The 25,298-nt window shown below is 56.5% G+C and carries 21 protein-coding genes and 4 pseudogenes; 13 read left to right on the forward strand and 12 right to left on the reverse strand.

Annotated elements, in window-relative coordinates; genetic code table 11:
• Positions 1 to 434 precede the first annotated feature (434 nt).
• Positions 435 to 1,367, forward strand: coding sequence for a helix-turn-helix transcriptional regulator (locus ACIPL2_RS00455; RefSeq protein WP_401351836.1), 933 nt, complete (start codon positions 435 to 437; stop codon positions 1,365 to 1,367).
• A gap of 4 nt (positions 1,368 to 1,371) precedes the next feature.
• Here the strand turns inward: ACIPL2_RS00455 and ACIPL2_RS00460 are convergent, their stop codons facing one another.
• Together ACIPL2_RS00460 and ACIPL2_RS00465 are read right to left on the reverse strand one after the other, a co-directional pair.
• Positions 1,372 to 1,737, reverse strand: coding sequence for a response regulator transcription factor (locus ACIPL2_RS00460; RefSeq protein ID WP_401351839.1), 366 nt, complete (start codon positions 1,735 to 1,737; stop codon positions 1,372 to 1,374).
• A 44-nt stretch (positions 1,738 to 1,781) separates the two neighbouring features.
• Complete coding sequence (locus ACIPL2_RS00465) at positions 1,782 to 2,774, reverse strand: response regulator (RefSeq protein WP_401351842.1); 993 nt, start codon at positions 2,772 to 2,774, stop codon at positions 1,782 to 1,784.
• 353 nt (positions 2,775 to 3,127) lie between these two features.
• Between ACIPL2_RS00465 and ACIPL2_RS00470 the strand changes: the two genes are divergently transcribed.
• A complete protein-coding gene (locus ACIPL2_RS00470; protein ID WP_401353312.1) occupies positions 3,128 to 8,182 on the forward strand; it encodes an AAA family ATPase in 5,055 nt (1,684 codons plus the stop codon).
• Positions 8,183 to 8,255: 73 nt separating this feature from the next.
• Here ACIPL2_RS00470 and ACIPL2_RS00475 read toward each other — a convergent pair whose 3' ends face one another.
• On the reverse strand, positions 8,256 to 8,738 hold the full coding sequence (locus ACIPL2_RS00475) for a helix-turn-helix domain-containing protein (RefSeq protein WP_401351845.1): 483 nt from the start codon (positions 8,736 to 8,738) through the stop codon (positions 8,256 to 8,258).
• A 298-nt stretch (positions 8,739 to 9,036) separates the two neighbouring features.
• On the opposite strand from ACIPL2_RS00475, the gene ACIPL2_RS00480 reads away from it, so the two are divergent.
• From ACIPL2_RS00480 to ACIPL2_RS00490, 3 genes and pseudogenes are all read left to right on the forward strand, one after another.
• Complete coding sequence (locus ACIPL2_RS00480) at positions 9,037 to 10,029, forward strand: MBL fold metallo-hydrolase (protein WP_401351848.1); 993 nt, start codon at positions 9,037 to 9,039, stop codon at positions 10,027 to 10,029.
• An 83-nt stretch (positions 10,030 to 10,112) separates the two neighbouring features.
• The gene (locus ACIPL2_RS00485) at positions 10,113 to 11,132 is read left to right on the forward strand and encodes an alpha/beta hydrolase (protein WP_401351851.1); all 1,020 of its coding nucleotides are present in this window, start codon (positions 10,113 to 10,115) and stop codon (positions 11,130 to 11,132) included.
• 711 nt (positions 11,133 to 11,843) lie between these two features.
• A pseudogene (locus ACIPL2_RS00490) lies at positions 11,844 to 11,927 on the forward strand (antibiotic biosynthesis monooxygenase); the annotation flags it as partial.
• 242 nt (positions 11,928 to 12,169) lie between these two features.
• On the opposite strand, the gene ACIPL2_RS00495 reads toward ACIPL2_RS00490, so the two are convergent.
• On the reverse strand, positions 12,170 to 12,478 hold the full coding sequence (locus ACIPL2_RS00495) for a hypothetical protein (RefSeq protein WP_401351854.1): 309 nt from the start codon (positions 12,476 to 12,478) through the stop codon (positions 12,170 to 12,172).
• 232 nt (positions 12,479 to 12,710) lie between these two features.
• Between ACIPL2_RS00495 and ACIPL2_RS00500 the strand changes: the two genes are divergently transcribed.
• Together ACIPL2_RS00500 and ACIPL2_RS00505 are read left to right on the forward strand one after the other, a co-directional pair.
• Positions 12,711 to 14,189 carry a DUF1254 domain-containing protein gene (locus ACIPL2_RS00500; RefSeq protein WP_401351857.1) on the forward strand — a complete coding sequence of 493 codons (1,479 nt, stop codon included), beginning with the start codon at positions 12,711 to 12,713 and terminating at the stop codon, positions 14,187 to 14,189.
• Positions 14,190 to 14,358: 169 nt separating this feature from the next.
• Positions 14,359 to 14,910, forward strand: a pseudogene (locus ACIPL2_RS00505) (transposase); the annotation flags it as partial.
• A gap of 69 nt (positions 14,911 to 14,979) precedes the next feature.
• Here the strand turns inward: ACIPL2_RS00505 and ACIPL2_RS00510 are convergent.
• Entirely contained in the window at positions 14,980 to 15,255 is a 276-nt protein-coding gene (locus tag ACIPL2_RS00510; RefSeq protein WP_401351859.1) for a hypothetical protein, read from the reverse strand.
• The gene (locus tag ACIPL2_RS00515) at positions 15,206 to 15,391 is read right to left on the reverse strand and encodes a hypothetical protein (protein ID WP_401351862.1); all 186 of its coding nucleotides are present in this window, start codon (positions 15,389 to 15,391) and stop codon (positions 15,206 to 15,208) included. The genes ACIPL2_RS00510 and ACIPL2_RS00515 overlap by 50 nt, the downstream gene beginning before the upstream one ends.
• A gap of 296 nt (positions 15,392 to 15,687) precedes the next feature.
• Here ACIPL2_RS00515 and ACIPL2_RS00520 point away from each other — a divergent pair, with 296 nt between their 5' ends.
• A complete protein-coding gene (locus ACIPL2_RS00520) occupies positions 15,688 to 15,981 on the forward strand; it encodes a hypothetical protein (protein WP_401351864.1) in 294 nt (97 codons plus the stop codon).
• Positions 15,982 to 16,096: 115 nt separating this feature from the next.
• On the forward strand, positions 16,097 to 16,606 hold the full coding sequence (locus ACIPL2_RS00525; protein ID WP_401351867.1) for a ferritin-like domain-containing protein: 510 nt from the start codon (positions 16,097 to 16,099) through the stop codon (positions 16,604 to 16,606).
• A 676-nt stretch (positions 16,607 to 17,282) separates the two neighbouring features.
• On the opposite strand, the gene ACIPL2_RS00530 is transcribed toward ACIPL2_RS00525, so the two are convergent.
• Positions 17,283 to 18,170: a manganese catalase family protein gene (locus ACIPL2_RS00530; protein WP_401351869.1), complete on the reverse strand. Its 888-nt coding sequence runs from the start codon at positions 18,168 to 18,170 to the stop codon at positions 17,283 to 17,285.
• Between the two features lie 403 nt (positions 18,171 to 18,573).
• On the opposite strand from ACIPL2_RS00530, the gene ACIPL2_RS00535 reads away from it, so the two are divergent.
• Complete coding sequence (locus ACIPL2_RS00535) at positions 18,574 to 18,813, forward strand: DUF2934 domain-containing protein (protein WP_401351871.1); 240 nt, start codon at positions 18,574 to 18,576, stop codon at positions 18,811 to 18,813.
• A 119-nt stretch (positions 18,814 to 18,932) separates the two neighbouring features.
• Here the strand turns inward: ACIPL2_RS00535 and ACIPL2_RS00540 are convergent, their stop codons facing one another.
• Both ACIPL2_RS00540 and ACIPL2_RS00545 read right to left on the reverse strand, forming a co-directional pair.
• Positions 18,933 to 20,219, reverse strand: coding sequence for an Nramp family divalent metal transporter (locus ACIPL2_RS00540; RefSeq protein WP_401353314.1), 1,287 nt, complete (start codon positions 20,217 to 20,219; stop codon positions 18,933 to 18,935).
• 226 nt (positions 20,220 to 20,445) lie between these two features.
• Positions 20,446 to 20,883 (reverse strand): response regulator, encoded by a 438-nt coding sequence (locus ACIPL2_RS00545; RefSeq protein WP_401351874.1) that lies wholly within the window; start codon positions 20,881 to 20,883, stop codon positions 20,446 to 20,448.
• Between the two features lie 90 nt (positions 20,884 to 20,973).
• On the opposite strand from ACIPL2_RS00545, the gene ACIPL2_RS00550 reads away from it, so the two are divergent.
• Positions 20,974 to 22,101, forward strand: a complete 1,128-nt coding sequence (locus tag ACIPL2_RS00550) for a sensor histidine kinase (protein ID WP_401351876.1) — start codon at positions 20,974 to 20,976, stop codon at positions 22,099 to 22,101.
• 320 nt (positions 22,102 to 22,421) lie between these two features.
• Here the strand turns inward: ACIPL2_RS00550 and ACIPL2_RS00555 are convergent.
• Positions 22,422 to 22,502: pseudogene (locus tag ACIPL2_RS00555) on the reverse strand (KGG domain-containing protein); the annotation flags it as partial.
• A 60-nt stretch (positions 22,503 to 22,562) separates the two neighbouring features.
• A pseudogene (locus ACIPL2_RS00560) lies at positions 22,563 to 22,724 on the reverse strand (general stress protein); the annotation flags it as partial.
• A 514-nt stretch (positions 22,725 to 23,238) separates the two neighbouring features.
• Here ACIPL2_RS00560 and ACIPL2_RS00565 point away from each other — a divergent pair.
• A complete protein-coding gene (locus ACIPL2_RS00565; protein WP_401351879.1) occupies positions 23,239 to 23,484 on the forward strand; it encodes a hypothetical protein in 246 nt (81 codons plus the stop codon).
• Positions 23,485 to 23,730: 246 nt separating this feature from the next.
• On the forward strand, positions 23,731 to 24,789 hold the full coding sequence (locus ACIPL2_RS00570; protein ID WP_401351881.1) for an ATP-binding protein: 1,059 nt from the start codon (positions 23,731 to 23,733) through the stop codon (positions 24,787 to 24,789).
• A gap of 171 nt (positions 24,790 to 24,960) precedes the next feature.
• On the opposite strand, the gene ACIPL2_RS00575 is transcribed toward ACIPL2_RS00570, so the two are convergent.
• Positions 24,961 to 25,170 (reverse strand): hypothetical protein, encoded by a 210-nt coding sequence (locus tag ACIPL2_RS00575; RefSeq protein ID WP_401351883.1) that lies wholly within the window; start codon positions 25,168 to 25,170, stop codon positions 24,961 to 24,963.
• Positions 25,171 to 25,298: the final 128 nt, after the last annotated feature.

A 25,298-nucleotide genomic window follows, 5' to 3' on the forward strand; every position in this document is an offset into this window, starting at 1 on the left:
AGTCGGAAGGGCCAGCGAGGAAAGCGAACAGATTCATGACGTGCGCACCTATGATTGTTTTTGGAGGGGTGGGGCTGCATTGGCTGTAACAGTGGTCGTACAACATTACAAAATCAACGGATGGGTTAGATCGTTTTTTCTCTTCAATTCATCGCTCAATGCATCTGTCCAAAGAAATTCAGTCGGTAATTTTCCAGGTAATTGCCTAGTTAATTTTTAACCTTTTGATTTATAAAGATTAACTATTTTTATAATCGAACGATTTTTTGGACAAGCGATCTTGCGCACGGCGATACAAATAATTCTCCGTATTTTAATGTCATCCTATGACCTGTTGAGATCGGCGTACTTCGCCTTCACAATCAGCCCTATCGCCGCCTTCTTCGCGAGTGCGGCCACAACCTGTCCATGCGCCTGCCGAGGATCTTCAGGAGATGCCTTCACCGAGCCAAGTCCCCACCTATGTCATGCAGCAACGCAGCGAGCTGACGGACTTCTACATCCGCGACAAAAAGGGACGAAAGGCCGAAACCAGTCCGCATCGACACGAGTACTTCCAGATCCAGGTCAACCTCGGCGGCGATACCGTGCAGCACATCGGTAATGTCGAGCGCCCGTTTCCGCGCAACACCCTGGCCTTCATCCTGCCGCATCGGGTGCACGTGATTCCGCACCCGGCCGACAGCAGTTTCATAGTGATCAACTTTTCCCAGACCTTTCTGCTGCCGCACTTGCAGTGCGACCCGATGGACCTGGAGGAAGTCTCGATTTTGCTGGCGCCCGAGTTGTCGCCGTTTCGCTGTCAGGAACACCTGGATTTCATTCTCGGCGACGAGGATTTCGCCAGGGTCTGTGCCTTGATCGAACAGATGCGCGTGCTGGATGAAAACCGTCAGTTCGGCACCCGCGAGATACTCAAGGGCTTGCTGCTGCAATTGGTGGGCAGCGTCTGTGCCTTGTATGCCGAGCCACTCAAGCGCCTGGCCGAAGAGAATGCCTCCGAAGTCAGCCGACGCGATGCGCTGAGCAGGATGTCCGAATACTTGCGCAAGAATATTGCCGACCCCGATCTCAACCTGATCAAGGTGGCTGCTGCGACTTACCTGTCACCGACGTATCTGACACACTGGTTGCGCAAGGAAATCGGCAAGACTTTCACTGAGCTGGTGCTCGAGCGCAGGATGCACGCGGCACGCAATTATTTGCTCAATGGAACGCGGCCGGTGGGGGAAGTGGCGAGATTGTGTGGCTTCGCCGACGAGGCCTATTTTTCGCGACGCTTCCGTCAGATCCACGGCCAGCCTCCAGGGCAATTCAGGCGTCAGCAACTCAATCCTGATACGCCGCAATCGCCGTCCAACACGTGATTGTTCATCGCTTACATTGCAGCGCAAACTCGACGGCGCTCAGAAGGGCATCGCCACTGAAGGGTTTACGCAAGCATTCGATGGGCTCATAGCGGCTGGATTCGGCCAGTGTCGCTTCATCCCAGTGTGCCGACATGCAAATCACTGGGAATTTTCTGTCCTTGAGCGTCAACGCGCGCATTACGTCCAGCCCAGACAGGCCGTTCATTTTTAAATCCAGCAGCAGACACGCGACATCATCAAAGTTTTCGAGGGCCAGGAATTCGTTGCCCGAGGCGAATACCCGAGAACGGTATCCAGCCGACCGGAGCAGGTTGGCCAGGCTTTTGCGCACGGACGCATCGTCGTCCACGATGCAGACGATGATCATGGCGCTACGGGATGATTCGTGTGGGGCGCAGCCAGTCTCCATAGTCATGAAGAACCCTGCATGCCAAACGCTGGCTCCGTGCTGATCAAGCCATACAGCTTGACCAGATTGACCAGCGAGCGCGTCTGCATCTTCTCCATGATGTGTTTGCGATGGACCTTGGCGGTGACTTCACTGGTGCCCAGCTGGTTGGCGATGTGCTTGTTGGACAGACCCGCGACGATCAGCGGCAGCACTTCGCGCTCACGGGGGGTCAACAGGGCGGCCCTTTGACGGGCACTCTGTATGCATTGCCATTGCTCGAACGCCGTCGCTGCACGCTGACGGGTGGTGCGCAGGGTGTCCAGCAACTGGTCGTCGTTGAATGGTTTGGTCAGGAACTCCACCGCACCTGCTTTCATGGCCTGCACCGACATCGAGATGGTGCCGAAACCGGTCATGAAAATGACCGGCCACGGATGCCCGCGCTGTCCGAGCGCCGATTGAAGTTCCAGGCCTGTTGCCTCGGGCAGACTGACGTCAAGCAACAGGCAAGCGGGGCCGATGTCGAGGTCAGCGTTGAGAAATTCTTCGGCCGAGGCGAATATCCGGTGCGCGATGCCTTCGGCCCGCAGCAGTCGGCTGAGTGCTGTACGCACGGTCGCTTCATCATCCACGATGAACACCGGCACGCTGTCAGGATCGATCGTCTCCTGAACTTCGGACGCCAAAGGGCCCGGTGCCACCGGATGGAACAGGGGCAGGGGCGGTTCACGTTCTTTCAATAATCGGTAACCTCGGCGCGAGACCGTCTGGATGAGTTCTTTTTCTCCGAGCAACTTGCGCAGTGAGGAAATCTGCACCTGCAGATTGTTTTCCTCGACGACGGTGTCGGGCCAGACCTGTGTGATCAATTCATCTTTACTGACAATCCGGCCATCGGCCCGCATCAGCACCGAGAGGATTTCGAACGCGCGGCCCCCGACACGCAGCGGCCGTCCATCAAGAAAGGCTTCACGTCGCTCCAAGGAAATAGTGGCTTGGCCGAGTCGGATCATACGTTCCTCTGCACTGCGTTGATGGGGAGTGACGCCGGAACGTCGTTTCATCAGGGCTACACGCTAGGGGACGGCCTCGCATAATGCAATTATCCCGAGGGATAACACGCAGCGATTTCAGTGCGCAAAAACCACAGGCCGCGGGGGCCCTCAACTGCCATCCTGGTGTCGATAACGGACAGGATTGCTCAAGCGCAGCCATCGGGCTAGAGCCTTGCGTATACTCACCGGCTCAGCCCGAAACGAATCTTCAGCGGTGATTGTTCATGCCCAGCAACTCTATCTCAGCATCCGGTTCCCAAAGTCTTGATGTCTCACACGATGAAGCCTGGCTTGAACGTTGCACCTTCGTAATACTGCGCCGGGAAAACGACCTGACCTGGTTCACGCTTCAGGATCGGCAATCGGGCACACGCTGGCTCGCCGCGCGGGCGCCGATTCAGCGGCCCGCCGTATGCCAGCGGCTGGAGCGCGATTTTCACCTGCGCCTGGATCCGACCTGGGCGATTGCCCCTGTCGCGTTCATCCGCTCGGCCGAAGGGCCTTTGTTGATCTATCCCGCGCATGGGGCGCCGCTGACTGATTTGATGGGTGACACAGGGATGCCACTGGCGCGCGTGCTGGTCATCGCCGTAACCGCAGCCAACGCGCTCGCGAGCGCCCAGAAGATGGACGTGCGACATGCCAGTCTGCTACCCCACCACTTGGTGGTGGACGCCGCTGACTCGGTCAGGCTACTGAGTTTTCACAGCCATGCCGGGGAGGCGCCGGCCGTTGAACTGCCCGGCCTGGAGCAATGGCCTTATCTGGCCCCGGAGCAGGTCCGACGCGATGCCGCCAGTTTTGATGCGCGCAGCGATGTCTACGCGCTGACCGCGATTATTTATCAAGCGCTGACCGGCCGACTACCGCTCACCGCCCGCGACCCATCCCAATGGCTGCACGTGCACGCCGCTGTCCAGCCGGATTCACCAGCGATCCATGTCGCCGATCTGCCGGAAGGCATCTGCCGAGTGCTACTCAAAGGCCTGGCCAAAGAACCGGGTGCCCGCTACCAGAGTGCCGAATCAATGGCTGCGGATCTGGCCTGGTGCCAACAGCAGTGGCTGGAACATAAGCGTATCGATGCGTTCCGCCTGGGCGCTTTCGACGCGTTGCCTTCCTTGGCCCGCAGCGATGTGCTGTTCGGTCGAGAGGCCGAACGTACGCAGTTAGTCGAGTTGATGCATCAGGTTGGCAGCGATGGCATTGCGCGGGCTCTGCTGGTCGGTGGCGCGCCGGGTGCCGGCAAGTCGACGCTGATCCATCAGGGTGTCCGGCCCCAGGCGCCTGGCTACTGGGCCAGCGGCAAGAGCAATCTGTTGCAGCAGGAAATTCCATTTGCACCCTTGGCAAAAATCTTCAAGTCACTGATGACCCAGTTGCTGGGCAAGCCGGCTCTGGAGCTGCAGACGCTGGGCGAGCAACTGGTCGAACGGCTTAAGGGGCGGGGCAGGCTTCTGGTGGAACTGGCGCCCGAGGCCGAGCTGGTCATCGGGGTCACACCTGAGCTGCCGAACATGCCAGCCCGACATGCGCTCGATCGCGCCAACCGGACCCTGCTCGATGTATTGGAAGTCTTCGCTCAGCCGGGACGCCCCCTGGTGCTGTTCGTGGATGACGTGCAATGGGCGGACGATTCGACGCTGTCGTTTTTGCAGGCCTTCGTCGCCCGGCGGCCCCGGCATCTGGTGCTGATCCTGGCGTATCGCGAGGCGGAGTCGCAGGCCCTCGAGCGCGAGGAGGGATTGCTCGAGGTGCTGGGCCGCGAGCAATCGTTGCCCTGTGCAAGCGTCATGCTGGGGCCATTGTCGGTGGCCGCGGTCGCGGAGCTGATCGCCGCTGAGCTGGACACCGACCCCAGGGAGATTGAGACGCTCGCGCAAGTCGTGCATCACAAGACGGCCGGCAACCCTCTATTCGTCAGTCAAGTGTTGCGCGCATTGATCGATGAACGTCTGGTGCGCTTCCACGTGCAGGGTCGCCGCTGGGTCTGGAATCAACAGGAGGTGGACGGTTATCGCTACGCCGACAACGTCGCGGACTTGATGGTACTGCGACTCGAACGCCTGTCACCGATGGAACGCGAGGTGCTGCGCACGGCTGGCTATGTCGGGGGGCGCTGTGATGAATCACTGCTGCATCGGCTATTGCCGTGTGAGCGGCAACAGATCACTCATGATGTGCAAAGCCTGGTCGATGCAGGTTTTCTGCTGCGTGAGCACGAGCAACTGGTGTTTCTCCATGACCGTGTGCTTGAGGCGGCCTGTCAGCTTGCGGCACCAGCGGGACGCGCCGCCGAGCATGCGCGTATCGCCGGCGCCATGCTTGATCATTGGGGTGAGCAGATCCATGAGCACGTATTCGAAGTCGCCAGCCAGGTCCAGCGCATTGACGCCGATGAACTGGAGGCGCATCGCCGCGCCGCGTTTGTCGAGCTGTTGGTTGAAGCCGCCGAACGCGCCCGGGACACCGCCGCTGTCGAGCAGGCCGTGGGCTATCTTCGCACGGCCGAAAGTCTGCTCGGCCAGACAGGTTGGTCGAGCCTCTACACCCAGGCGTTCGCCACCCAATGGTTGGCGGCCGAGTGCGACATGCTCCTGGCCGATCTGACCGGTGCCCAACGCCGTCTCGACGACTGCCTGACCCACGCCACCACAGCGCTTGACCGCGCGAAATCCTTTCGGTTGTTAGCCACCTTGCGCACGCTGCACTCCGATTACGAGGGGGCGATCACCGAGGCGTTGAACGGTATGGCCCTGCTGGATATTCCCCTTCAGCGCAGGCCCTCACAGAACGACTTGACCCTGGCATTTACCCAGGTTCGTGAGCTTGTCGGCGCACGCCGCATCACCGATCTGGTGCATTTGCCCGAGGCCGATGACCCGCCTGTCGAAGCGGCCATGGAGTTGCTCAGTACGTTGACTTCTTCGTTCTTCGTCGACGACGACATTCGTTTTCTGCATTTGGCGAAAATGGTCGAACTCACGCTGCTGCATGGCACCACGCCTAGCAGCGGTTACGGGTTTGCCTGGTTTGGCGTGATGATTGCCGAACGCTATGGCGAGTATGTGGACGGGCTGGCCTTCGCCGAAGTGGCTCTTGAACTCACCGACAAGCACGGCTACGAAGCAGGGCGCACAGGCACGCTGGTGGCGCTCGATCAGGTCAGCCCCTGGACCCGACCGATGGCGTACGCTCGACAGAAGGCCTTCGCCACATTCGAGTGCGGCCAGGCCGGCGGCGACCTGGGCATGTCCTGTTACGCCTGCAACCACATTGGTTCCGACCTGCTGTTCATGGGCGAACCCTTGCAAGGGGTGCTGAACGAACTGGAGCATGGGTTGGCTTGGGTGCGGCAATTTCATTACATCGATATCGAGCGCATCCTGCTGGCGCAACAGGCATTCGCCACCGATCTGCGCGATGGGCGCCAGCATCGGCCGTTGGCCGAACTGGATGGCATCGAACATGACCGTTTCGGCCCCATCGACCGTACCCGTGTGTCGCAGCCGACGCTGTTCTGGTCATGGCTGTATTCAGGTATGTCGGCGTTTTATTTCGGCGATATCCCTTACGCATTGCGACGTTTCGAAGAAGCCGCCGCGCTGGCCTGGTCCATTCCGGCGCATATCAATCTCGCCGATTACTACCTGTTCTATTGCCTGGCGCTGGGCAGCGCGCAAGCGCCGGGCGAGGTGGCGGAAAAACTGGAAAAACTCGAGCGGCAACGTCTGCGGTTTCTGCCGTGGGTCGAGCTCAACCCGACAACCTTCCGCAACAAACTGCTGCTGATCGAGGGGGTCATCGCCCGCTTGCGCGGTCAGGAACTGGTAGCTATCCGTTGTTTCGATCAGTCGCAGATCGCTGCTGCGGCGGCCGGTTTCATCCATGAGCAAGCGCTGGCCCATGAACAGCTGGCCGATATCTGCCTACCCAACGGGCTGGTGTCGGGTGCCAACCACCACCTGCGTGTCGCGCGCGATTGCTACAACTTGTGGGGCGCCAACAGCAAGGCGCGCCTATTGGAAACCTTGCACCCGTTTCTGTGTGCGCAGCCATCGTTCGAACCCGTCCGGCCCATGACCCAGGTCCGCCTCGATCTTGAAGTGGGGATCGAAGCGGCGCGTGCACTGTCGCAGGAGGTTCTGCTCGAGCGACTGGTCGAAACCCTGATGAATCACTTGATGATTCAGGCCGGTGCCGACAATGGCGTGCTGATGATGGTCAGCGGCGCCGAACTGCAACTGGCTGCGACGGCTTCGGTCGAAGCCGGCAATGTGCGGGTCACTCTGGACTGCGCGCAACCGCTCGAACAGATCGCGCCGGCCTCGGTGCTCAACGCCACGATGCGCACGCGCACGACCCTGGTGCTCGACGATGCCCGGGCCGATTGTCCCGAGGCCTACAGCACCGATCTGCAACAGCGCCAGGTGCGGTCGGTGTTATGCCTGCCGTTGCTCAAACAGGGCCTGTTGATCGGCCTGGTCTATCTGGAAAATCGCCTGGTCCCCAAGCTGTTCAACGCCCAGCGCCTGACCATGTTGGAAATTCTCGCCTCTGCGGCCGCGGTGTCACTGCAAACCGCCAGGCTGTACGAACAGCTGGTCGAGGATAACCGGCTACACGCGCAAATGGAGGCGGATTTGCGCAGTTCCCGCGCGGAACTGGCGCGTAGCTCGCACCTGAAGGTCATGGGCGAGCTTTCTGCTTCGATTGCCCATGAAATCAGCCAGCCGCTGCTGGGCATCGTATCCAATGCCTCGGCCAGCCTGCGCTGGCTCAAGCGTGATCAGCCCGATCTGGAGGAGGCGATTCAGGGGCTGGAAGACATTCGCTCGGACAGCGCCCGCGCCGCAGACATTGTCCAGGCGCTTCGCGTACTCGCCAAGCAGGCGCCGTTACAGCGGTTGCCGGTACAAATCGATAGCTTGATCGCAGAGGTCGTGCGCTTGAGCGCCACCGACCTGGCTAACCGCAACGTGCGCCTGGAAACCCGGCTCGATGCTCAATGCCCCGTGCCGGTGGACGAGGTGCAGATCCAGCAGGTGGTGTTCAACCTGATCACCAATGCGCTGGAGGCTATCGCCGGAGCAGGGTTGCCCAATGGATGCATCAACATCAGCTCAGCGGTGAAGGACGCTCATGTCCAGGTCTGCTTCCAGGACAACGGCCCCGGAATTGACGCACACCAGCGCGAGCAGATCTTCGATGCGTTCTACACCACCAAAGGCAGCGGCATGGGAATGGGCCTGGCCATCTGCAGGTCGGTGATCGGCGCGCACGGTGGGACGCTGGTGGTCCAGGACTGCCAGCAGGGCGCCCGGATCTGCTTCAGCCTGCCCCTGGCACCTGCCAGCACGGGATAAAAAAAGGCCGCATAAGCGGCCAAGGGGGAGGAGTTCTTTTTGTCGACCTCGATCAGTTCACGGCGTGCAGTTCCTACGCGCGCGACTGTCCCATGCTGTCGACCAGGCTATCGCGAATGCTCCAGTGGGGTGTGTACCAATCAATCACGGGTGGCGGGGTGGAGTGGCTCGTTGCCTGATCAAAGGCCCGGCGCCATGCCTTGGGTGTCATTCCTTCCAGGCGGCTGAAGGTGCGGGTGAAGTGCGAGTGGTCCGCGAAACCGCATTCATAGACGACATCGGTGATCGGCATCGAAGTGATCAGCAGGCTTTTTGCTTTTTCGATTTTCATCATCACCAGCCAGCCTTGCGGCGAGTGGCCGGTAACCTTTTTGAACGCCCGGGAAAAATGGCTACGGGACAGGTTGCAGTGTTCGGCAATCGCGCTGATGCGAACGCAGCTGTCCATGTCACGCAGCATCAGTTCCTTGGCCCGGCGCTCCTGCCAGCCGGACAGGGCGCCCAACGGCCGTACAACAGGGCATGGATGGTTTGTATTCACCGATGGCGGGTTCATGGTGGCTCTCCTGATCATTCAGGAAAGTCTGTCCGCCGGCGACATTTAAAGTCCTTAAGCAAACCTTAAGAGTTATGAAGCGAGCCTCGTCACAGGCGTTGAACAGCACACCGCTATAGGCGGTTGAACCGTTGCAGATTTTCGACAGATCGGATGATCAACGTCCACTCACATGCAGTGTTCATACCCCTTCGCTAAATCAGCACATCGCTGCAATTTTCACGGTGTTGGGCTGGGCATGATCGAATTTACTCGGCTGAGGTGATTAGCCGTTTTCTGACTCGATCAAAGGTGAGGCATGAAGCATTCTCTGGTTTGCACACTGCGTGGATTAAGCTTGGCATTCGTACTGACATCGGTTGGCGCCCAGGCTCAGGCGCCGATTCAGGCCACTCAGGTCCCCGGCTACTACCGGTTGGCGGTGGGGGATTACGAAGTGACGGCGCTGTTCGACGGTTACAACGATCTTTCACCGAAGCTGCTGAAGGGCATGAGCCAGAGTCAGATCCGCGCGCTGCTCGCCCGTCGTGCGATTGAAACACCGGGCGTGCAAACGGCGTTCAACGCCTTCCTGGTCAATACTGGGAAACAACTGATCCTGGTCGACACCGGGGCAGGGCAGTGCATCGGTGCAACCGCCGGCCAGCTCTCGGCCAACATGCAGGCCGCCAGTTACAAACCGGAGCAGGTCGATGCCATCCTGCTTACGCACTTGCATCTGGATCATGTCTGCGGTCTGGTGGATGGTCAGCAGCAGCCGATCTTCGCCAATGCCTCGGTGTATGCCGCCAAGGCTGAAGCCGATTACTGGCTAGACCCGCAGGCGCTGGCCAAAGCTCCAGAGGCAGCCAAAGGCTTCTTCAAGATCGCGCAGGACTCCACCGCACCTTACATCGCCGCGGGGCGCTTCAAAACCTTCGCCCCGGGTCAGTCGCCGTTGCCGGGTGTGGTCGAGGCTCAACTGGAGAGCGGACACACGCCGGGCAGCAGCACGTACCGCTTCACCTCCCAGGGGCAGAGCATCCTGTTCATGGGGGACCTGGTGCACAACCTCGCCGTGCAATTCCTGCACCCGGAGGTGTCGATCGGGTTCGACGTTAACAATCAGCAAGCCATCAAGAGTCGCAATCAGGTCTTCAGTGCCGCTGCCGCGAGCAAGACCTGGGTGACGGCCGCGCACTTGCCGTTCCCCGGTATTGGTCATATCAGCGCCGTGGACAAGCATTTCGAGTGGATGCCGGTGGAATACTGGCCGTACAAGCGAGCGGCCAACGTTCCGCTAATCGAGTAACGCCCGCTGTACCTGCGCCGACTCAACAACTTGCCGGCGCTGTTTCTAGATATTCAAACTCAAATAACTAAAAAGGATTACTCATGGACTTCATTCAGAAAACGCTGGCCATCACCCTTCTGGCTCTTTCCATAGATAATGCCATTGCCGCAGGCAGTCCGGGCGTCGAACACAATACCCTGGCCTTCCTTGATGCCCTGGCGGCCGGTGGCGGAAAACCGCTGGAGCAACTGAGCCCGAAGGACGCACGTGCGGTTCTGACCGGTGCACAGGCCTCGGTGAAGGTTGATCTGACTGGCGTCGAAGTGAGCGATCGTTCAATCCAAGCGGGGGAGATGAGCATCAAGCTGAAAATCGTCCGTCCGGCCAAGGTCAAAGGTGAGTTGCCAGTCTTCATGTTTTTCCACGGGGGCGGCTGGGTCTTGGGCGACTTCCCAACTCACCAACGCCTGATTCGCGACCTGGTTGTGGGCTCCGGCGCCGTCGCGGTGTACGTCGATTACACGCCGTCCCCAGAGGCGCAGTACCCGACTGCGATCAATCAGGCCTATGCCGCGACCCGTTGGGTGGCCGAGCATGGCAAGGACATCGGTGTCGACGGAAAGCGGCTGGCGGTAGCCGGCAACAGTGTTGGCGGTAACATGGCGGCGGTCGTGGCGTTGATGGCTAAGGAGCAACAAGCCCCGGCCCTGCGCTTTCAGTTACTGATGTGGCCGGTGACCAACGCCGGGTTCGACAATGGCTCGTATCAGCAATTTGCCGAGGGCCACTTCCTGACGAAGGGCATGATGCAGTGGTTCTGGGACAACTACACCACCAACCCGGCGGAGCGCGCACAGATCCATGCCTCGCCGCTCAACGCCAGTGCCGAACAGCTTAAGGGCCTGCCGGCTGCCCTGGTGCAAACAGCCGAGTTCGACGTGTTGCGTGATGAAGGCGAAGGTTATGCCCACCACCTGGATGCGGCCGGGGTGCCGGTCACCTCAGTGCGCTACAACGGCATGATCCATGACTTTGGCTTGCTCAATCCGCTGAACTCGATTCCCGAGGTCAAGGCTGCGGTGCGTCAGGCAGCACTTGAGCTCAAAACGCATCTGAACTGAGCCCCCAAAATGGAGCCTGCCGTGCCGGCAGGCTGACGGCTCACGTCAGTCAGATGCCCGCGAAATGGGAATTGCTCGACACCAAGGGGAGTATGTGGCGAAGATCGCCGCAAAACTTATTGGGGCTTGAATGACATTGTCAAAACCCGACTGAAAAGTTGGTGATAACGCCCATCAGCCTAAAAGCCCAGCCCCGCTGGGCTTTTCATCGGTCACGCTTACGTTCGCTCGAAAAGCACCTTTGGTACTGGGGATGTTGATGTCCACCACCATGGTCGCCTGCAATTATGTCGATGCCGAGTGGATGATCGTGGCAATCATGGCACTGGCCTATTTCGGTGTCCCTTCCAAATAGAGGTCGCAGAATAAGTGTCGACTGCCCGCGTCATTTCCAACTCGAATGGAAGCATGTCTGTCAGATTCTCGATGCCAGTCCCGGCTGGCGTTGAAAAAGAACCGTGATCGTACTTAGTGACCAGGCTGGTGTCGGTAATGGAGGTTGAGTCAATAGGGAGTGACTGCTAATGGCCGATTTCTGCCGTTTCCGGCAGGCAGCTATCGGCCGTTTTCTCACGACTGCGGAAATGACTCGACGCTACCCCACCTCATCCCCGCCACGCTGGAGCTGGGCGACAAGTCGGCGGATAACGCGTTGGGCTTACTGAAAAGCATGGCGCATGATGGTTTAGTCGTAACAAGAGGAGGCACGTCATGGTCAAAGTAGCGTTGTTCGTTCGTCTGGAAGCAAAACCCGGGAAAGAGAAAGAGGTAGAGAGCTTTCTCTTGGGTGGACTTACTTCACAGGTAATCTTCAAGACCAGCTTCGAGTCGGATGTATCTACGAACGTATGTCAGCCAGCGCTCCGCTGGACGTGAATATAACGATGCTTGAGATACGCCACCTTGCTATTAGGCGCGAGTCGACAGAACCTTCGCAGGTGTGCGCTTCCATAACCTCAGCGGCCCGATGCAACGGAAAATCCAAAGCTTCGTAAACCAGCTTCAACGTGAAGCGCTCGGAAATCATCCGAACTAATTCAGGCACCTGATTCAGGGTCACTCGCAGGCATCCCGCGAGCCTCCTTATCGTTTTCGTCCTGGTCATTCATCTGTGGGTCGTTGTCCGGATTATCAACGTGGCTGTTCGTACCCGCTTTTGGATGCTCGCTCAATACCGAATCAGTCGCCGCCACATCAACCATATCTTCATCGACAGGAGCTTCATCGTCGGGCGGTAACGGAACTTCGTACTGATTCCAACTCGGGTCGTGGCCAGCTTCGTTGTCTGTGGTGCGTGTTTCGCGTTGCTGCGATTTATTGCCTGGTGCGTTCTCGTCAATTTCCATGGTGGCTCTCCGATCTACTGCACGGGATTTCCGTGCTTAAACATGTGAAGCGGTCGTGCGCTGCAAGTGCCTGCCACTGGACAGACGGCGAACACAAAAAACCGGCCAATAGCGGGAGTTCGCTGAATGACCTACGCTCAGATTCGGCATTAAACAAGCTGGAGTCTCGACGTGTTCAATCGCAAATCAAGACAGCCAGGGCAGAGATGATTTTGGTCAGGAGCGATGAACGATGAAACCGGAATATTCAACCTACTTGAAATGGATCGCCATCGCTTCCACTGCGGTGGCGCTTGTCTCAGGCTGTGCCAGCAGGCACGATCCCGTGACCCAGGCCGAGAAAGCAGATCAAGCCCAAGGCATAGCTGCGCCCAGTCTCGCCGAGACGAAGTCCATCGCCGAGGATGCCTTCATCTACGGGCTACCGATCGTAATGAATTATGCGGTGATGTATGAGTACGCCGTGGATAAAAACGGTCCGCAGTTCAAGGCACCTTTTAATCAGATCAAGAATGAGCCCCGCGTGTTCACTTACCAGGACACGGCCATCGTCACGCCCAACAGCGACACCCCCTATTCATTTCTCTGGTTGGACCTTCGCGCCGAGCCCATGGTGCTTTCGGTACCGGCAGTGGACAAAAAACGTTACTACTCAGTGCAACTGATCGACGGCAATACCTACAACTACGGCTACATCGGCAGTCGTACCACGGGTAACGGCTCTGGCAATTACATGGTCGTCGGACCTGACTGGAAGGGGGCGGTGCCGGCAGGTATAAGCAAGGTTTTCTATTCGACCACACCGTTCACAGTCGCCGGCTATCGAACCCAGCTCTTCAATCCCAAGGACATGCCGAATGTGATGAAGGTGCAGTCAGGGTACAAAGTGCAGCCGCTATCAGCGTTCTTGAGCAAACCAGCGCCGCCTGCATCGCCGGTCATCAATTTCTCTTCGATCAGCACTGCGGAAATCAAGGAGAATTTCTTCGAATATCTGGATGCCGCACTGCAATACGTGCCGCCAACACCGGAAGATCAGGAGGTTCGGGCTCGAATCGCGAAAATCGGCATTGGGCCGGGCAAGAGTTTTGAGTTCAAAGACCTCTCGCTCGAACATAAGGCTGCAGTCCTGCTGGGCATGAAGGAAGGTGACGAGAAGGTGGACAAGTGGTTGTCCGGAGGACTCAAGAATGTCAATGGCTGGGGCATTGGTTCGTACTTTGGCGACCGCCATTTCTACAATGGAGATTGGTTGAAACGCGCGGGCGCGGCCAAAGGCGGTATTTACGGCAACGATGCAGTGGAAGCCACTTATCCCATCACCCGCACCACCGCGACCGGCGAGCCGTTGGATGGCAGCAAACATAACTACACTCTCACCTTCCCACCGGGGCAACTACCCCCCGTGAACGCCTTCTGGTCGGTGACGATGTATGACGGTAAAACCCAGCTTTTAATCAAGAACCCGATCGCCCGCTATCTACTGAACTCGCCCATGCTGCCCGATATGAAGAAAAATGCCGACGGATCGCTGACGCTCTATATCCAACGGACCTCACCCGGCAAGACACTGGAAAGTAATTGGTTGCCCGCGCCCGACGGCCCGATTTATTTGGTGATGCGCCTCTATTGGCCCAAAGAGACGCCCCCTTCAGTCCTGCCAGCGGGAGAAGGAACCTGGAAGCCAGCGGGTATCGTGGTATCGAAATAAACCTCCCGCAGTTCCCCCGGCATCTGTCGGGGGTTCTCTTTTCTTGCACCGGCAAATATCGCTTCCACCGATTCCAGCCGATGCTGACCGGCAGCTTTGGGTCCAGGCTGTGTGAAAACGCCTGCGATTGTCTAATCTTCTGATCGTCTAGATCGTGGCGGGGACGATCATGAAGCGATTCATCGAAGGTGAGGCTCGGACGCAAGTCACGTTGCGGCCAGAGTGCCTGGACGATTATGTTGCCGAAGAAAATCCAGTGCGAGTGGTCGACGTTTTCGTCGATGAACTCGACCTGCGGGCACTTGGATTTGAAGGTGTTGATCCTGCTGCAACGGGTCGTCCGGCCTACCATCCAGCGATCTTGCTGAAGCTCTATATCTACGGCTATCTCAATCGGATTCAGTCCAGCCGTCGGCTTGAACGTGAGGCCGAGCGTAACGTCGAGTTGATGTGGCTGACGGGGCGTTTGGCTCCTGACTTCAAAACCATCGCCGACTCTCGCAAGGACAATGGCAAAGCCATTCGCAGCGTATGCCGCCAGTTCGTAGTGCTTTGTCGCAACCTCAATCTCTTCTCTCAATCGATCATCGCCATCGATGGCAGCAAGTTCAAAGCCATCAACAACCGTGACCGTAACTTCACCCAGGGCAAAGTGAAGGCGCGCATGCAACAGATCGAGCAGAGTGTTGGCGCCGATGTGATTTTGACCCAGTCTGCCGATTTTGACTGACCTAAATTCTGTCTCTTTAATCCCGCGCTTAGACATCGTTTGCTGATGTATTCGAGTGGGTCAATGATTTCCGGCAGCCTGGGTCAAAATCATATCAGCGCCAACAGCATAGGGACTGCCAGCCCGTTTACCAATGATCCCTTCCATTTCCATTTTGCAGACGTTTGCCATGAAATGATGGGGATCGACATCAAGAGTTTCTGAAAAACGAACGTGTTCGAGCGAGCTGTCATCGATCAGTTCACTCAGCCGTTCCCGCCGTAACTCAACCGGCAAACTGCGCATATCAAGACCATTCAGATACATCAGGTCGAAGGCGAAAAATAATGAGCTCATCGGTTTCGCCGGTGCTGAAAGCCGACTGCAACGGCTGGAACACGGGGCGGCCGTCTTTATCCCGGACAATAATCTCACCATCAATCCAAGCCGAGACGATCTTTAGCGTTTCCAGTTCTTTAACCAGGCGGGGCATGCGCTGGGTCCAGTCGAAGCCGTTGCGTGTACACAGCCTGACGCATAACGGGCCACCATTCTGTAGCCGTCGAATTTTATTTCGTAAAGCCAGTCCCCCCACGCGGCGGGGTATTGGCCAGCGTGACCAACTGCGGGGCGATATTTGCAGGGCAAGGAGACGTTTTTGCGCGAGCCATTGCAAATCCCCTAGTCGAGATAGCTGCACCGTTAACAATGGATTCGTAAAGAGATGGAAAGGTCACTTGAACATTCCGCGGCTATATTCAAGCGACAAGAAAAATCTGAGGTGCGGAAATGAGACAACGGGGAGAGCGATATTGGGCCTGGGCCGACCCCTCGCTTCACTGCCGAACGCATGATGAAACGCTCGATGATGCGACGACCATAGATGTACAAGTGAGGCTATCCAAAGAGGGCAGCACTCAAATGTTCATCGGATTGTACGCGTCTAGCGGCATGAGCCTTTTCGAAGAAGCCTGTGATTCCCGCCCTGGCGAGTCGATGACTCGGGCTCTAGCTTGGGGTGTTGGGCGCGCTCGTCGTATGGCAATCGAGCTGGCACAGCACAAAGGCATAAATGAACAGTGATAAATGACTTGCTGGGCCAAAGCGGCTCGTAAGGTCCACGCTTTCCTAGTCAAATTGTCTGAACTCATGACCAAGCCAAATCTCTACTCTTTACCTTCCCCATGAGGACAGTGATATGGCGACCCCACAAGAGAATCTATTGGATTGGCTGCGTGATGCTCACGCGATGGAGCAGCAGGCCGAGAAAATGTTACGGGCTCAGTCTGAACGGCTGGAGCATTACCCCAAACTCAAAGCACGGATAGACCAACACATTGAAGAAACCCTGAGTCAGCAGGCGCTCGTCGATGGCTGCTTGAAGCGTCTGGGGGGTAGTTCCTCTACGTTGAAAGATATCACTGGGAAACTTATGGCCTTCGGACAGGCTGTGGGTGGCTCCTTGATGAGCGATGAAGTAATCAAAGGTGCCATGGCTGGCTATGTATTCGAAAATGTAGAGATTGCCAGCTACACAGTGCTCATCGCAGCAGCGGAAGCGGCGGGCGATAGGGAAACGAAAGCGGCCTGCGAAACGATTCTTCCCCAAGAAATCGCCATGGCTGAATGGCTGTTGCAGCACCTCCCGGAACTTACCCAGGCGTTTATCACCCGTTCAGCAGATCCGGAGCTGGAAGCAAAAAAATAAGCCTTCGCCTACGACGGACGCCCTCGAGGCAATCAAGTTAGTTGAGTAACCCTCTTGGGGGTGTCCGTCGCCGCTCAAAGTCCTCCCAGCGCTCCGCTGGTCGTTGCTCCCCGCATCTGAGGCAGACAAAGTCGTCCCCGGGCAACCCCAGGTAATAACCTTTTCGGATGAAGGGATGGGGACAGTCGGTCGGTTTTACCTTCATTAGCTCATCCATCATGCACCTCGCCAAAAAACTCGGTTTTGTCGACTTGATATGCATTACTTCGCGTTTTGGAGTTGGCTGACCGCCTGTCTGACATTCAGCTCGTTCCTCTAAATAAACCGAACGGGGAAGCTCGCCCTGGCTCCAAATAATAGGTCCTCATCAGGCCGCTCATGCAAAACTCCTGTTGCCCGCGCGAAGCGCGGGCTTTTTTTGGCTTCTGAAATTCACCCTGCGTACCGCTAGTTAATGGTCATCCGTGGATCTGTTCGTGTGCGGAGCTGTAGATTTTGATTAAGCATCACGTGTTTCGACAGGCGCAGAGCGTCCCGCTCAAAGGAGTCCGCCGTGAGCGTGAATAAACGTGAGAAGTCCGAAGGTGACTCAGCGCTGAAATTTCTGCGATTCGAAATCATGTCATTACCCCTGTTAACGGTGGAAATCGCACGCCGGAGGCGTGCGATGGGTAAATTAAGCCTTTGGCTCAGCTAGTTGCACGCCTGCGCCCAGATCTGCTCCGGTAATGGGATTGCTATCGGGATCAGACATCGTGCGGGCTTTCATGTCCATCAACAGCGCTTCGTCTTCAGCGCTCAGCTCGACACTGGCGGTACCATCACCGCCGTCAACGGCAGGCATGGGTTCTTCTACAAATTCCCACTCTTCACCCTGGTTCCAGGGACCACGGGTGCTGCCTTCACCTTGAGACATATTGAAGTAGACGTTGGTGAACTCCGGCATACCGGGAAGCTTGCCTTGAGGGAAGTTCGGCTGGATCGCATGCAAGGCTTTTTCGAAGGAAAGCTGATGGGCGATCTCGCGCGTCATCAGAAAACCCAGCGCCTCTTTCACCCCAGGATCGTCAGTGACGTTCATCAAGCGCTCATAGACGATTTTGGCGCGGGCTTCGGCGGCGATGTTGGAACGCATATCGGCCGTAGGCTCGCCTATCGTGTCGACATAAGCTGCCGTCCATGGCACCCCGGCTGAGTTGGTCAGCGGTGAACCGGCCCCGTACAGCAAGCTGGTGATGTGTGAGTCATTACCGGCGCCATTGATGGCGCGATATAACTCGCCTTCTTCTTCGACGCCCTCGGCCAGGCGGCCTTTTGCCCCCTTGTTCAGCATTACGATGATCGAGCCGACGATCTCCAGGTGACTGAGCTCTTCGGTGGCAATGTCCATCAGCAGATCCTTTCTCCCAGGGTCATCTTCGGATAACGCTTGGGTGAAGTAGCGTGAGGCGGCTGCCAGCTCGCCTTGCGCACCGCCAAATTGCTCTAGCAGCAGATTGGCTAGCCCAGGATTAGGTTGGGCCACACGGACGGTGTATTGAAGTCGTTTGTTATGTAAAAACATGACGAATCTCCTCAGGCCAAACAGGCGCCGATACTCATCTGGTGAGATCACCAAACGCGGCGCCTATGAGTATCTGAAGGACGAGGACGGACAAAAATTTGAAAAAGATTAGACGCTAGCGATGAACGGCACTGCTCAGCTTCAAACCCGTATTTATGAAGCCCGCATCCAAGGCGGACATGGAGCAGTTCACCAGAGCAGGGCTTGTCTCAGGCGAGCGGGCAGTGGCGGAGGGATAGGCTGGGTGAAGCGAGACTTGCCCAGTGGCCACGCCCATAAGGCGATTTATTCCATCTGCAACGTATCCAGCTGCTTTACTTAACAAGTTGTACAAGTGACGTGGCATAGCCGCAGCATTGAAAGTATCTCCACGTCGTAATAACGCTCACCAAGGAGAATGACCATGACTGAAGAATCAAAAATACGGGAAAAAGCTTACGACTTATGGGAAAAGGATGGCCGTCCTGAAGGTGCTGAAGAGTTTTATTGGCGTCTCGCTCAAGATCAGCTTGAAGGTGAAGTGAAATCTTCTGATACCCCTGAGCCGGGCTCCCCAGTTCAATCATTCTCTCAGGCTGACGACGGCGCACCTGATAGTGAGTGGCCAGCCAAAGGGGAAGCTAGCCGCTATGAGGGCACCTAATACGGATAGCTTGAGCGGCCGCCATTACCGGCCCGGATGAAGATGCGTGTGCTTACTACCAGTTTCTGGCTGGGGACTCATGGAACATCCAGTCAGGACCGCCTCCCCTCGGCGCTGGCTTAAAGCCACTGCTGCACAGCACTGATCAGTAGCTTGATGTTTAACGCCACGATGATTGCGGTAATGCCCCAAGCCAGCGCCGCCAGCGCGCGACTGATGACCAGCGAGCCCATTTTCGAGCGATCGGTCACGAAACGTACCAGCGGAATAACCGCCATGGGCAGTTGCATGGAGAGGATGACCTGGCTGAACACCAGCAACTGGGATGTGCCGCGCTCGCCATACAAGGCGGTGACAATGACCACTGGAATGATCGCGATGGCCCGGGTGATCAGGCGGCGCGCCCAAGCTGGAACGCGCATCTGCAGGAAGCCTTCCATGACTATTTGTCCGGCTAGCGTGGCAGTCACCGTGGAATTCACCCCGGAGGAAAGCAGCGCCACGGCGAACAGCGTGGAGGCCATGCCGATCCCCAGCATGGGCGACAACAACTCATGAGCCTTTTCGATATCCACCACGTCGGTACGTCCTGCCGTATGAAACACCGCCCCGGCGGTGATCAGAATCGCCGCGTTGACGAACAGGGCCAGGCTCAACGCAATAGTGCTGTCTGTGACTGCCCAGCGCAGCCCCAGGCGTTTGCCGGACTCGCTGCGCTCGTACGCCCGGGTTTGCACAATGGACGAATGTAAATACAGGTTATGCGGCATCACAGTGGCGCCAATGATACCAATAGCCAAATACAACGCCGCGGGGTTGGTGACGATTTCCGGTTGCGGCACGAACCCCTGCAACACGGCTGCAAAGGACGGCTGGGACATCACAATCTGCACGGCAAAGCACACGGCAATCAGCGACAGCAGGGCCACGACGAAGGCTTCGAGCCAACGGAAACCGCGCTGCATCAGCAGCAGAATCAAGAACACATCAGCCGCGCACAGAATAGCGCCCCAGAGCAGGGGAATGTCGAACAACAACTTTAGGGCAATGGCCATACCGATGACCTCCGCCAGGTCACAGGCAATGATCGCGAGTTCGCAGGTCAGCCAAAGGCCGACGCGCACCGGCGCGCTGTAATGGGCGCGACACGCTTGGGCCAGGTCCATCCCGGTAGCGATGCCCAAGCGTGCCGCTAGCGCCTGCAGCACAATGGCCATCAAGCTGGACAGTAAAATGACCGATAGCAGCATGTAGCCAAACTGTGAGCCCCCGGCGATATCCGTGGCCCAATTGCCGGGGTCCATGTAGCCGACGGCGACCATGTAACCGGGACCGGTGAAGGCCATCAAGCGCCGCAACCAGCTGCCGTGACGCGGCACACTGACGCTGGCGTTCAGCTCACCCAAGCTTGGCTGAGGCCCGAGGCCTAAGCGGCTGAGGACGAAGGGCTCGCCCTCACCACGAAAGTTCGATGGATCTTCGGGCCCGGTCACGGTTCAGCTCCCCATGATAAGAGAACGCACTTAGGCTTTGACCGCGCGGATCCGAGGTGTTCCATCCCTCTGTGGCCCGCTGGTGAGCTTTGTTTGGGCGCCGGCAATAGGCGTTGCTCGGCGTTTGCTAGCCATTTGATTACGGCAGATACCGTCTGACTGCTTGATGCAAGGTATTCAATGAACAGGGTTTGGGCAGGAGCATGACATGGGCAGGCAACCGTTCCTCGGATACCGCACTATTGCCCGACGTGATGATGACAGGCAAGCTGGGCCAGCGAGCCCAGATCAATTGGGCCAATTCGATCCCGTCCATACTGCCCGGCATGTTCACATCGGAGATGACCAGGCTAATAGCAGATGTTTCGAGCAAGGGCAGTGCGTCATCGGCGGAGGCACAATCCATCACGTTGACATCCAACAGGGAGATTGCCTCCACCATCAGGGAGCGGAGGATTTCAGCATCTTCTACAATCAGTACTGTTGACATCATCAACATCCAGAGCAGCTTCCAAGGCTTAGGGTGTTGGCAACACATCCTTGTTTCGACCAACTGACGATCGGTTTCGGTTCGCATATTGCTTTACCGCTAGGCTACTGCAATGGCGATTGGCTTTGGCTGATATTCTCCAGTGAACAAACGCCTAAATATGTAAATAGGATCTCCATGAGACTGTCAGATTTCATCCTTGCTAATCTGGACCCCATTCTGCAAGCGTGGGAAGACTTCGCCCGCACAGTCGAAACGCCGTTGCCGGCCATGGATGCCAAAGGTCTGCGAAACCATGCCGAGTATATTTTGCGGACTGTTGCGCTCGATATGCGCACCGCGCAAACAAACCAGCAACAAATTGACAAGTCCCATGGGCTAGGGCCAGTGACTGAAGACGAAACGGCGGCGCAAACCCACGCGCTGCAGCGCTTGATGTCGGGTTTCACCCTGGACCAGTTGGTCTCCGAGTATCGCGCGCTACGATCAAGTGTACTTCGCCTGTGGCTAGCTCAAGGTATTATCGGAGACAAGCATGAACTGGCGGATATGATCCGCTTCAACGAGGCCATTGATCAGGCGCTGGTCGAATCGATTACCGCCTATGGCCAAGCCGTAGATGCCACTCGAAAAACCGTTTTGGGCGTGTTAGGCCATGACCTACGCACTCCGTTGGGCGCCGTGACGCTGGGGGCCGACTTGCTACGACAGACGGAGGAATTGGGCAGCCGTGGAAGAAAAATCATTGCGCAGATTTCTACCAGCGTGCAAAGCGCGAATCAGATGGTGAATGATCTGCTTGACCTGGCGCGTTGTAACCTGGGCACCGGCCTCCAGGTAAAACCAGAAACCACTGACCTCACATCGGTGTGCCAAGCCGTCGTGGCAGAGCTCACGATTGCTCATCCAGTCGCGAAACTTGTATTCAACGCTCAAGCAGCGGTAACGGGCCAGTTTGACCCCTCGCGCATGGCCCAGGTGTTCTCTAATTTGATTGGTAACGCGGTGCGACACGGCAACTCACAATTGCCCATTAACGTCACGTTAAATGGGAACAGCGCTACTGCCTTTTTTTGCGTGCAAAATTACGGCGAGCCTATTCCTCCCGAGGCCTTGCCCTCTCTCTTCGATCCAGAAGGACGTTATTCCCGGTACTCCAGCGGCGACCAGGGCAACTCTATGGGTTTAGGACTGGGACTATTCATCGCCGCTCAGATCGTAGAGAGTCACGGAGGGACGATTGAAGTTGAGTCATCGCGGGAGCAGGGCACGATTTTTCGCGTGGCATTACCCACCGGCCGATAAATAAATAGCGGCAGGGACGAAGGTTTAAGGTCAAACTTTTCCGGCGCTGCTATTGTTACCAGCGGTGCCGCTGGGCCGTCATCCCGGGCCCAACAGCAGTAAAAGTGAAAGAGAACCCCCGGCAGGGCCAACCTCCGGGGTTTTTTTCGCCTGTCGCACTGATGGAGCGTAGGGTCGTCTTCGATGATGAGTGATCACTGCGTAAAACCAATGATAATGAGGCTGTCGCTGCCGGTAAGACGTCAATTAGTTCATGAAACGACCTTTCAATACCAACCAAGCCCCGAAAGTACCCGGGGCTTGGTTTGGATCAAGAGGCATCACGATTTACGATTTCCACCACCGCTTTGTTCACCTCCTTTACGCCCCGCTTCTGAGGCTTTTTCCCGATCATTGGCAAAGTTGCCGCCGCTACCGCTTCCTTGGCCACCACTTGATTGATCAGTTTTGCTTGATTGGCGTCCACCAGATGCCTGATCACCTTTTTGGCCGGCCTCCGATGCTCGTTGTGGATCATTGGCAAAATTACCGCCTGATGCTGCTCCGCCTTTCTTGCCTGCTTCAGAAGCCTTTTCACGGTCATTAGCAAAATTGCCAGGGTTATCATTTCCTGAATTGGCCATTTCTGTACACCTCAGTTAGTTAATACGAGCTCGTGCTCGTCTAATACCGACGATGCGAAAAAACTAAAGTTTGAAGCAATATAAGGGAGTCACGACGGGCGGAATTACGTTATTAGTTCCATCGAAAAGGTAGGGTTCGACTGGCGGTATCGAGTGCAGGGAACAGACCTCTGAACTATGCCGTTCATCACAGAAGAACGAGCCTCAACGGGTTGAAGAACATAAGTCTATACTCGAAGGACTACCGACAAGCGCGATGTTTTGGAATAAGCCATGGACAACCGATTTGCCGTTCCGGTTGCCAGACAACGAGCGCGTCCAATACCCTCGGCTAGAGCCCTGAGAAAATTTACTTTGGTAAATGCGCTTTAACCGCATGATGCAACAAATAATTGACCCGTGCTAATCGCCTGGATTTTCTTTAAATAAGAGGGGACGCGAAACGGCCTGAAGCGTCCGCTTTTGGCCGGTTTCTGCCTTTCGTGAAGGGCATAAATCGATTGCTGCCTGTCGCATGGACGGAAAACAACTCGTAGCCTGGCACGGCTGGGCGGGCGAGGGCGACACTCGCTTGAATGTGTACCATGCTTGGCTAATCGAAGATTTGTCGGGTGGTCGAGTTCGAATCCTCACCCAAGAAACCCAGAAGGGAAAACTCGCCAAAGAACTCGCCATGGCGCGGCCGAACCCAATGATCAATGGGCATCAAGATTGGCTGGAGGGGTTGGTCAGCGCTGCGCGTCTGGTCAAAAAGAGATAAAACGAAACTGAGTCCATTATCTTTGCTGATTTTTTGACCGTTAACATATAGTTACTTTCAACGCTGACTGGACGCGATGCTAGATCACGCTCAAATTAGGGCTTCAATTCCTTGATTCCCTATGGATCCCATCAAAGGCCAACAATGTCGCAGAAATATTTTTACCGTCGTCGGGCGCTGTCTGAGCGGCTCACTAAGCTGATAACGCAAGTGGCGGTAGGCAGTGCCGCTGCGTCAGGTGTCTTCATGACAGCGCCACGCCGCACCGGGAAGTCCACTTTCGCCCGCGAAGATTTGTGGCCTGCCTTGGAGGACGCCGGAGCCATTGTGTTGTACGCCGATCTTTGGAAGGATCTGACGAAAGATCCAGGAGCTGTCATCGTCGAGACTGTCCGAGAAGCTATTGGACTTAACGAGAAACTCATCAGCCAATTGGCGGAAGCATCCGGGCTGGAAACGGTAGGTGTCGCTCGCGTTAATTTTGACGTGAACAACATTGGGCTCGGGAAGGAAATTGATCTTACCAAGGCGTTTGAAGCACTGTCCGATGAGTCGAAACAACTCATAGTGCTGATAATCGACGAAGCCCAACATGCGATCACGTCAGAGGAAGGCGTCGCAGCGCTTTTTGCGCTAAAGGTGGCCAGAGACGAACTTAACAGTTCGCAGCATTATGGTCTCCGTATTGTTTGCATCGGATCGAACCGAAACAAGCTTGCCATGCTTCGAAACAGCAGCGATGAGGCGTTTTTTGGGGCTTCAATGGTGCAGTTCCCAATGCTGGATGAAGACTTCGTTGACTGGCACTGCAAGGGACTTGACCTTCCACAGGATCTCGACCCTTCAGATGTATTCCAGTTGTTTCAAGAGAGCGGCTATCGGCCTGAGCTTCTCAGCGCAGCCGCAGACGGTATCCGCTTCGATCTCACCGTGGACCCTAAAACCATCTTGGTGCGTTTTGCCGAGCTTGTCCGAGCGCAAGCTGTAGCACTCCATGCGAATCTTAAGACGGTGATTCGTAGCCTCACTCCATTGCAGTCTGCAGTCATTCGTGTGATGGGTGCGAAGGGCGATGGTTTCGCGCCCTTCGAATGCTCGACTATGGAGTTGTATGCCAAAGCGATACAGAAAGCTGGCATAGCCACAAGCGAGCCGAAGGTTGAACTGCCAGATGTGCAGCTAGCGCTCATGGCACTGCAAGAAAAGAAACTGGTCTGGAAAACGTCTCGTGGTGTCTATACGATCGAAGAACAGGAGATAGTTGACCTTCTACGCGAAGATGGTCTGTTGGATGGCTTGGTGTGAACCTCATCAATAGTGTTTCCTGCGTTACACAACGGTAGGTGAGTGCACCCTTGTATGGTCACAACACGGTTGGCTTCCGCAAACTAACGCTTCAATAGAGTTCAGGCGCTGGAATTCAGTCTATTAGTTACCATTTTTCGACTATTTAGTTTGTAGAGCTAGCGTGGCGTTTCACTTCTCGTTATCGAGGCAGCTAAATCGGTGTGGCCGTGGAATTGGTGAGTTGCCACGTAGAACCGCTTTGATATGTTCCGCTGCGAGCTCAAGGCTTTCACGATCTGCTGCGTACCCCGCATCAACAAGCCTGTCCCTGGCTCGACGCTTGATCATCAATATCTCGTCAAAACTAGCTTCTCCTGAATGCTTGTTGCGATTACTCATGTGATGCCTCACTCGCTGATTGACTAAAGCCTAAGCTGATGGGATGCCAGAGCGCTCCAGCTTGAAAGAGAGCGCAATGCGTTCTCTCCTGGATTTCACTGACCGTACACAAGATTCCGGTGGTTTTA

The organism is Pseudomonas sp. NPDC086251 (assembly GCF_044746405.1).
Taxonomy (GTDB): domain Bacteria; phylum Pseudomonadota; class Gammaproteobacteria; order Pseudomonadales; family Pseudomonadaceae; genus Aquipseudomonas.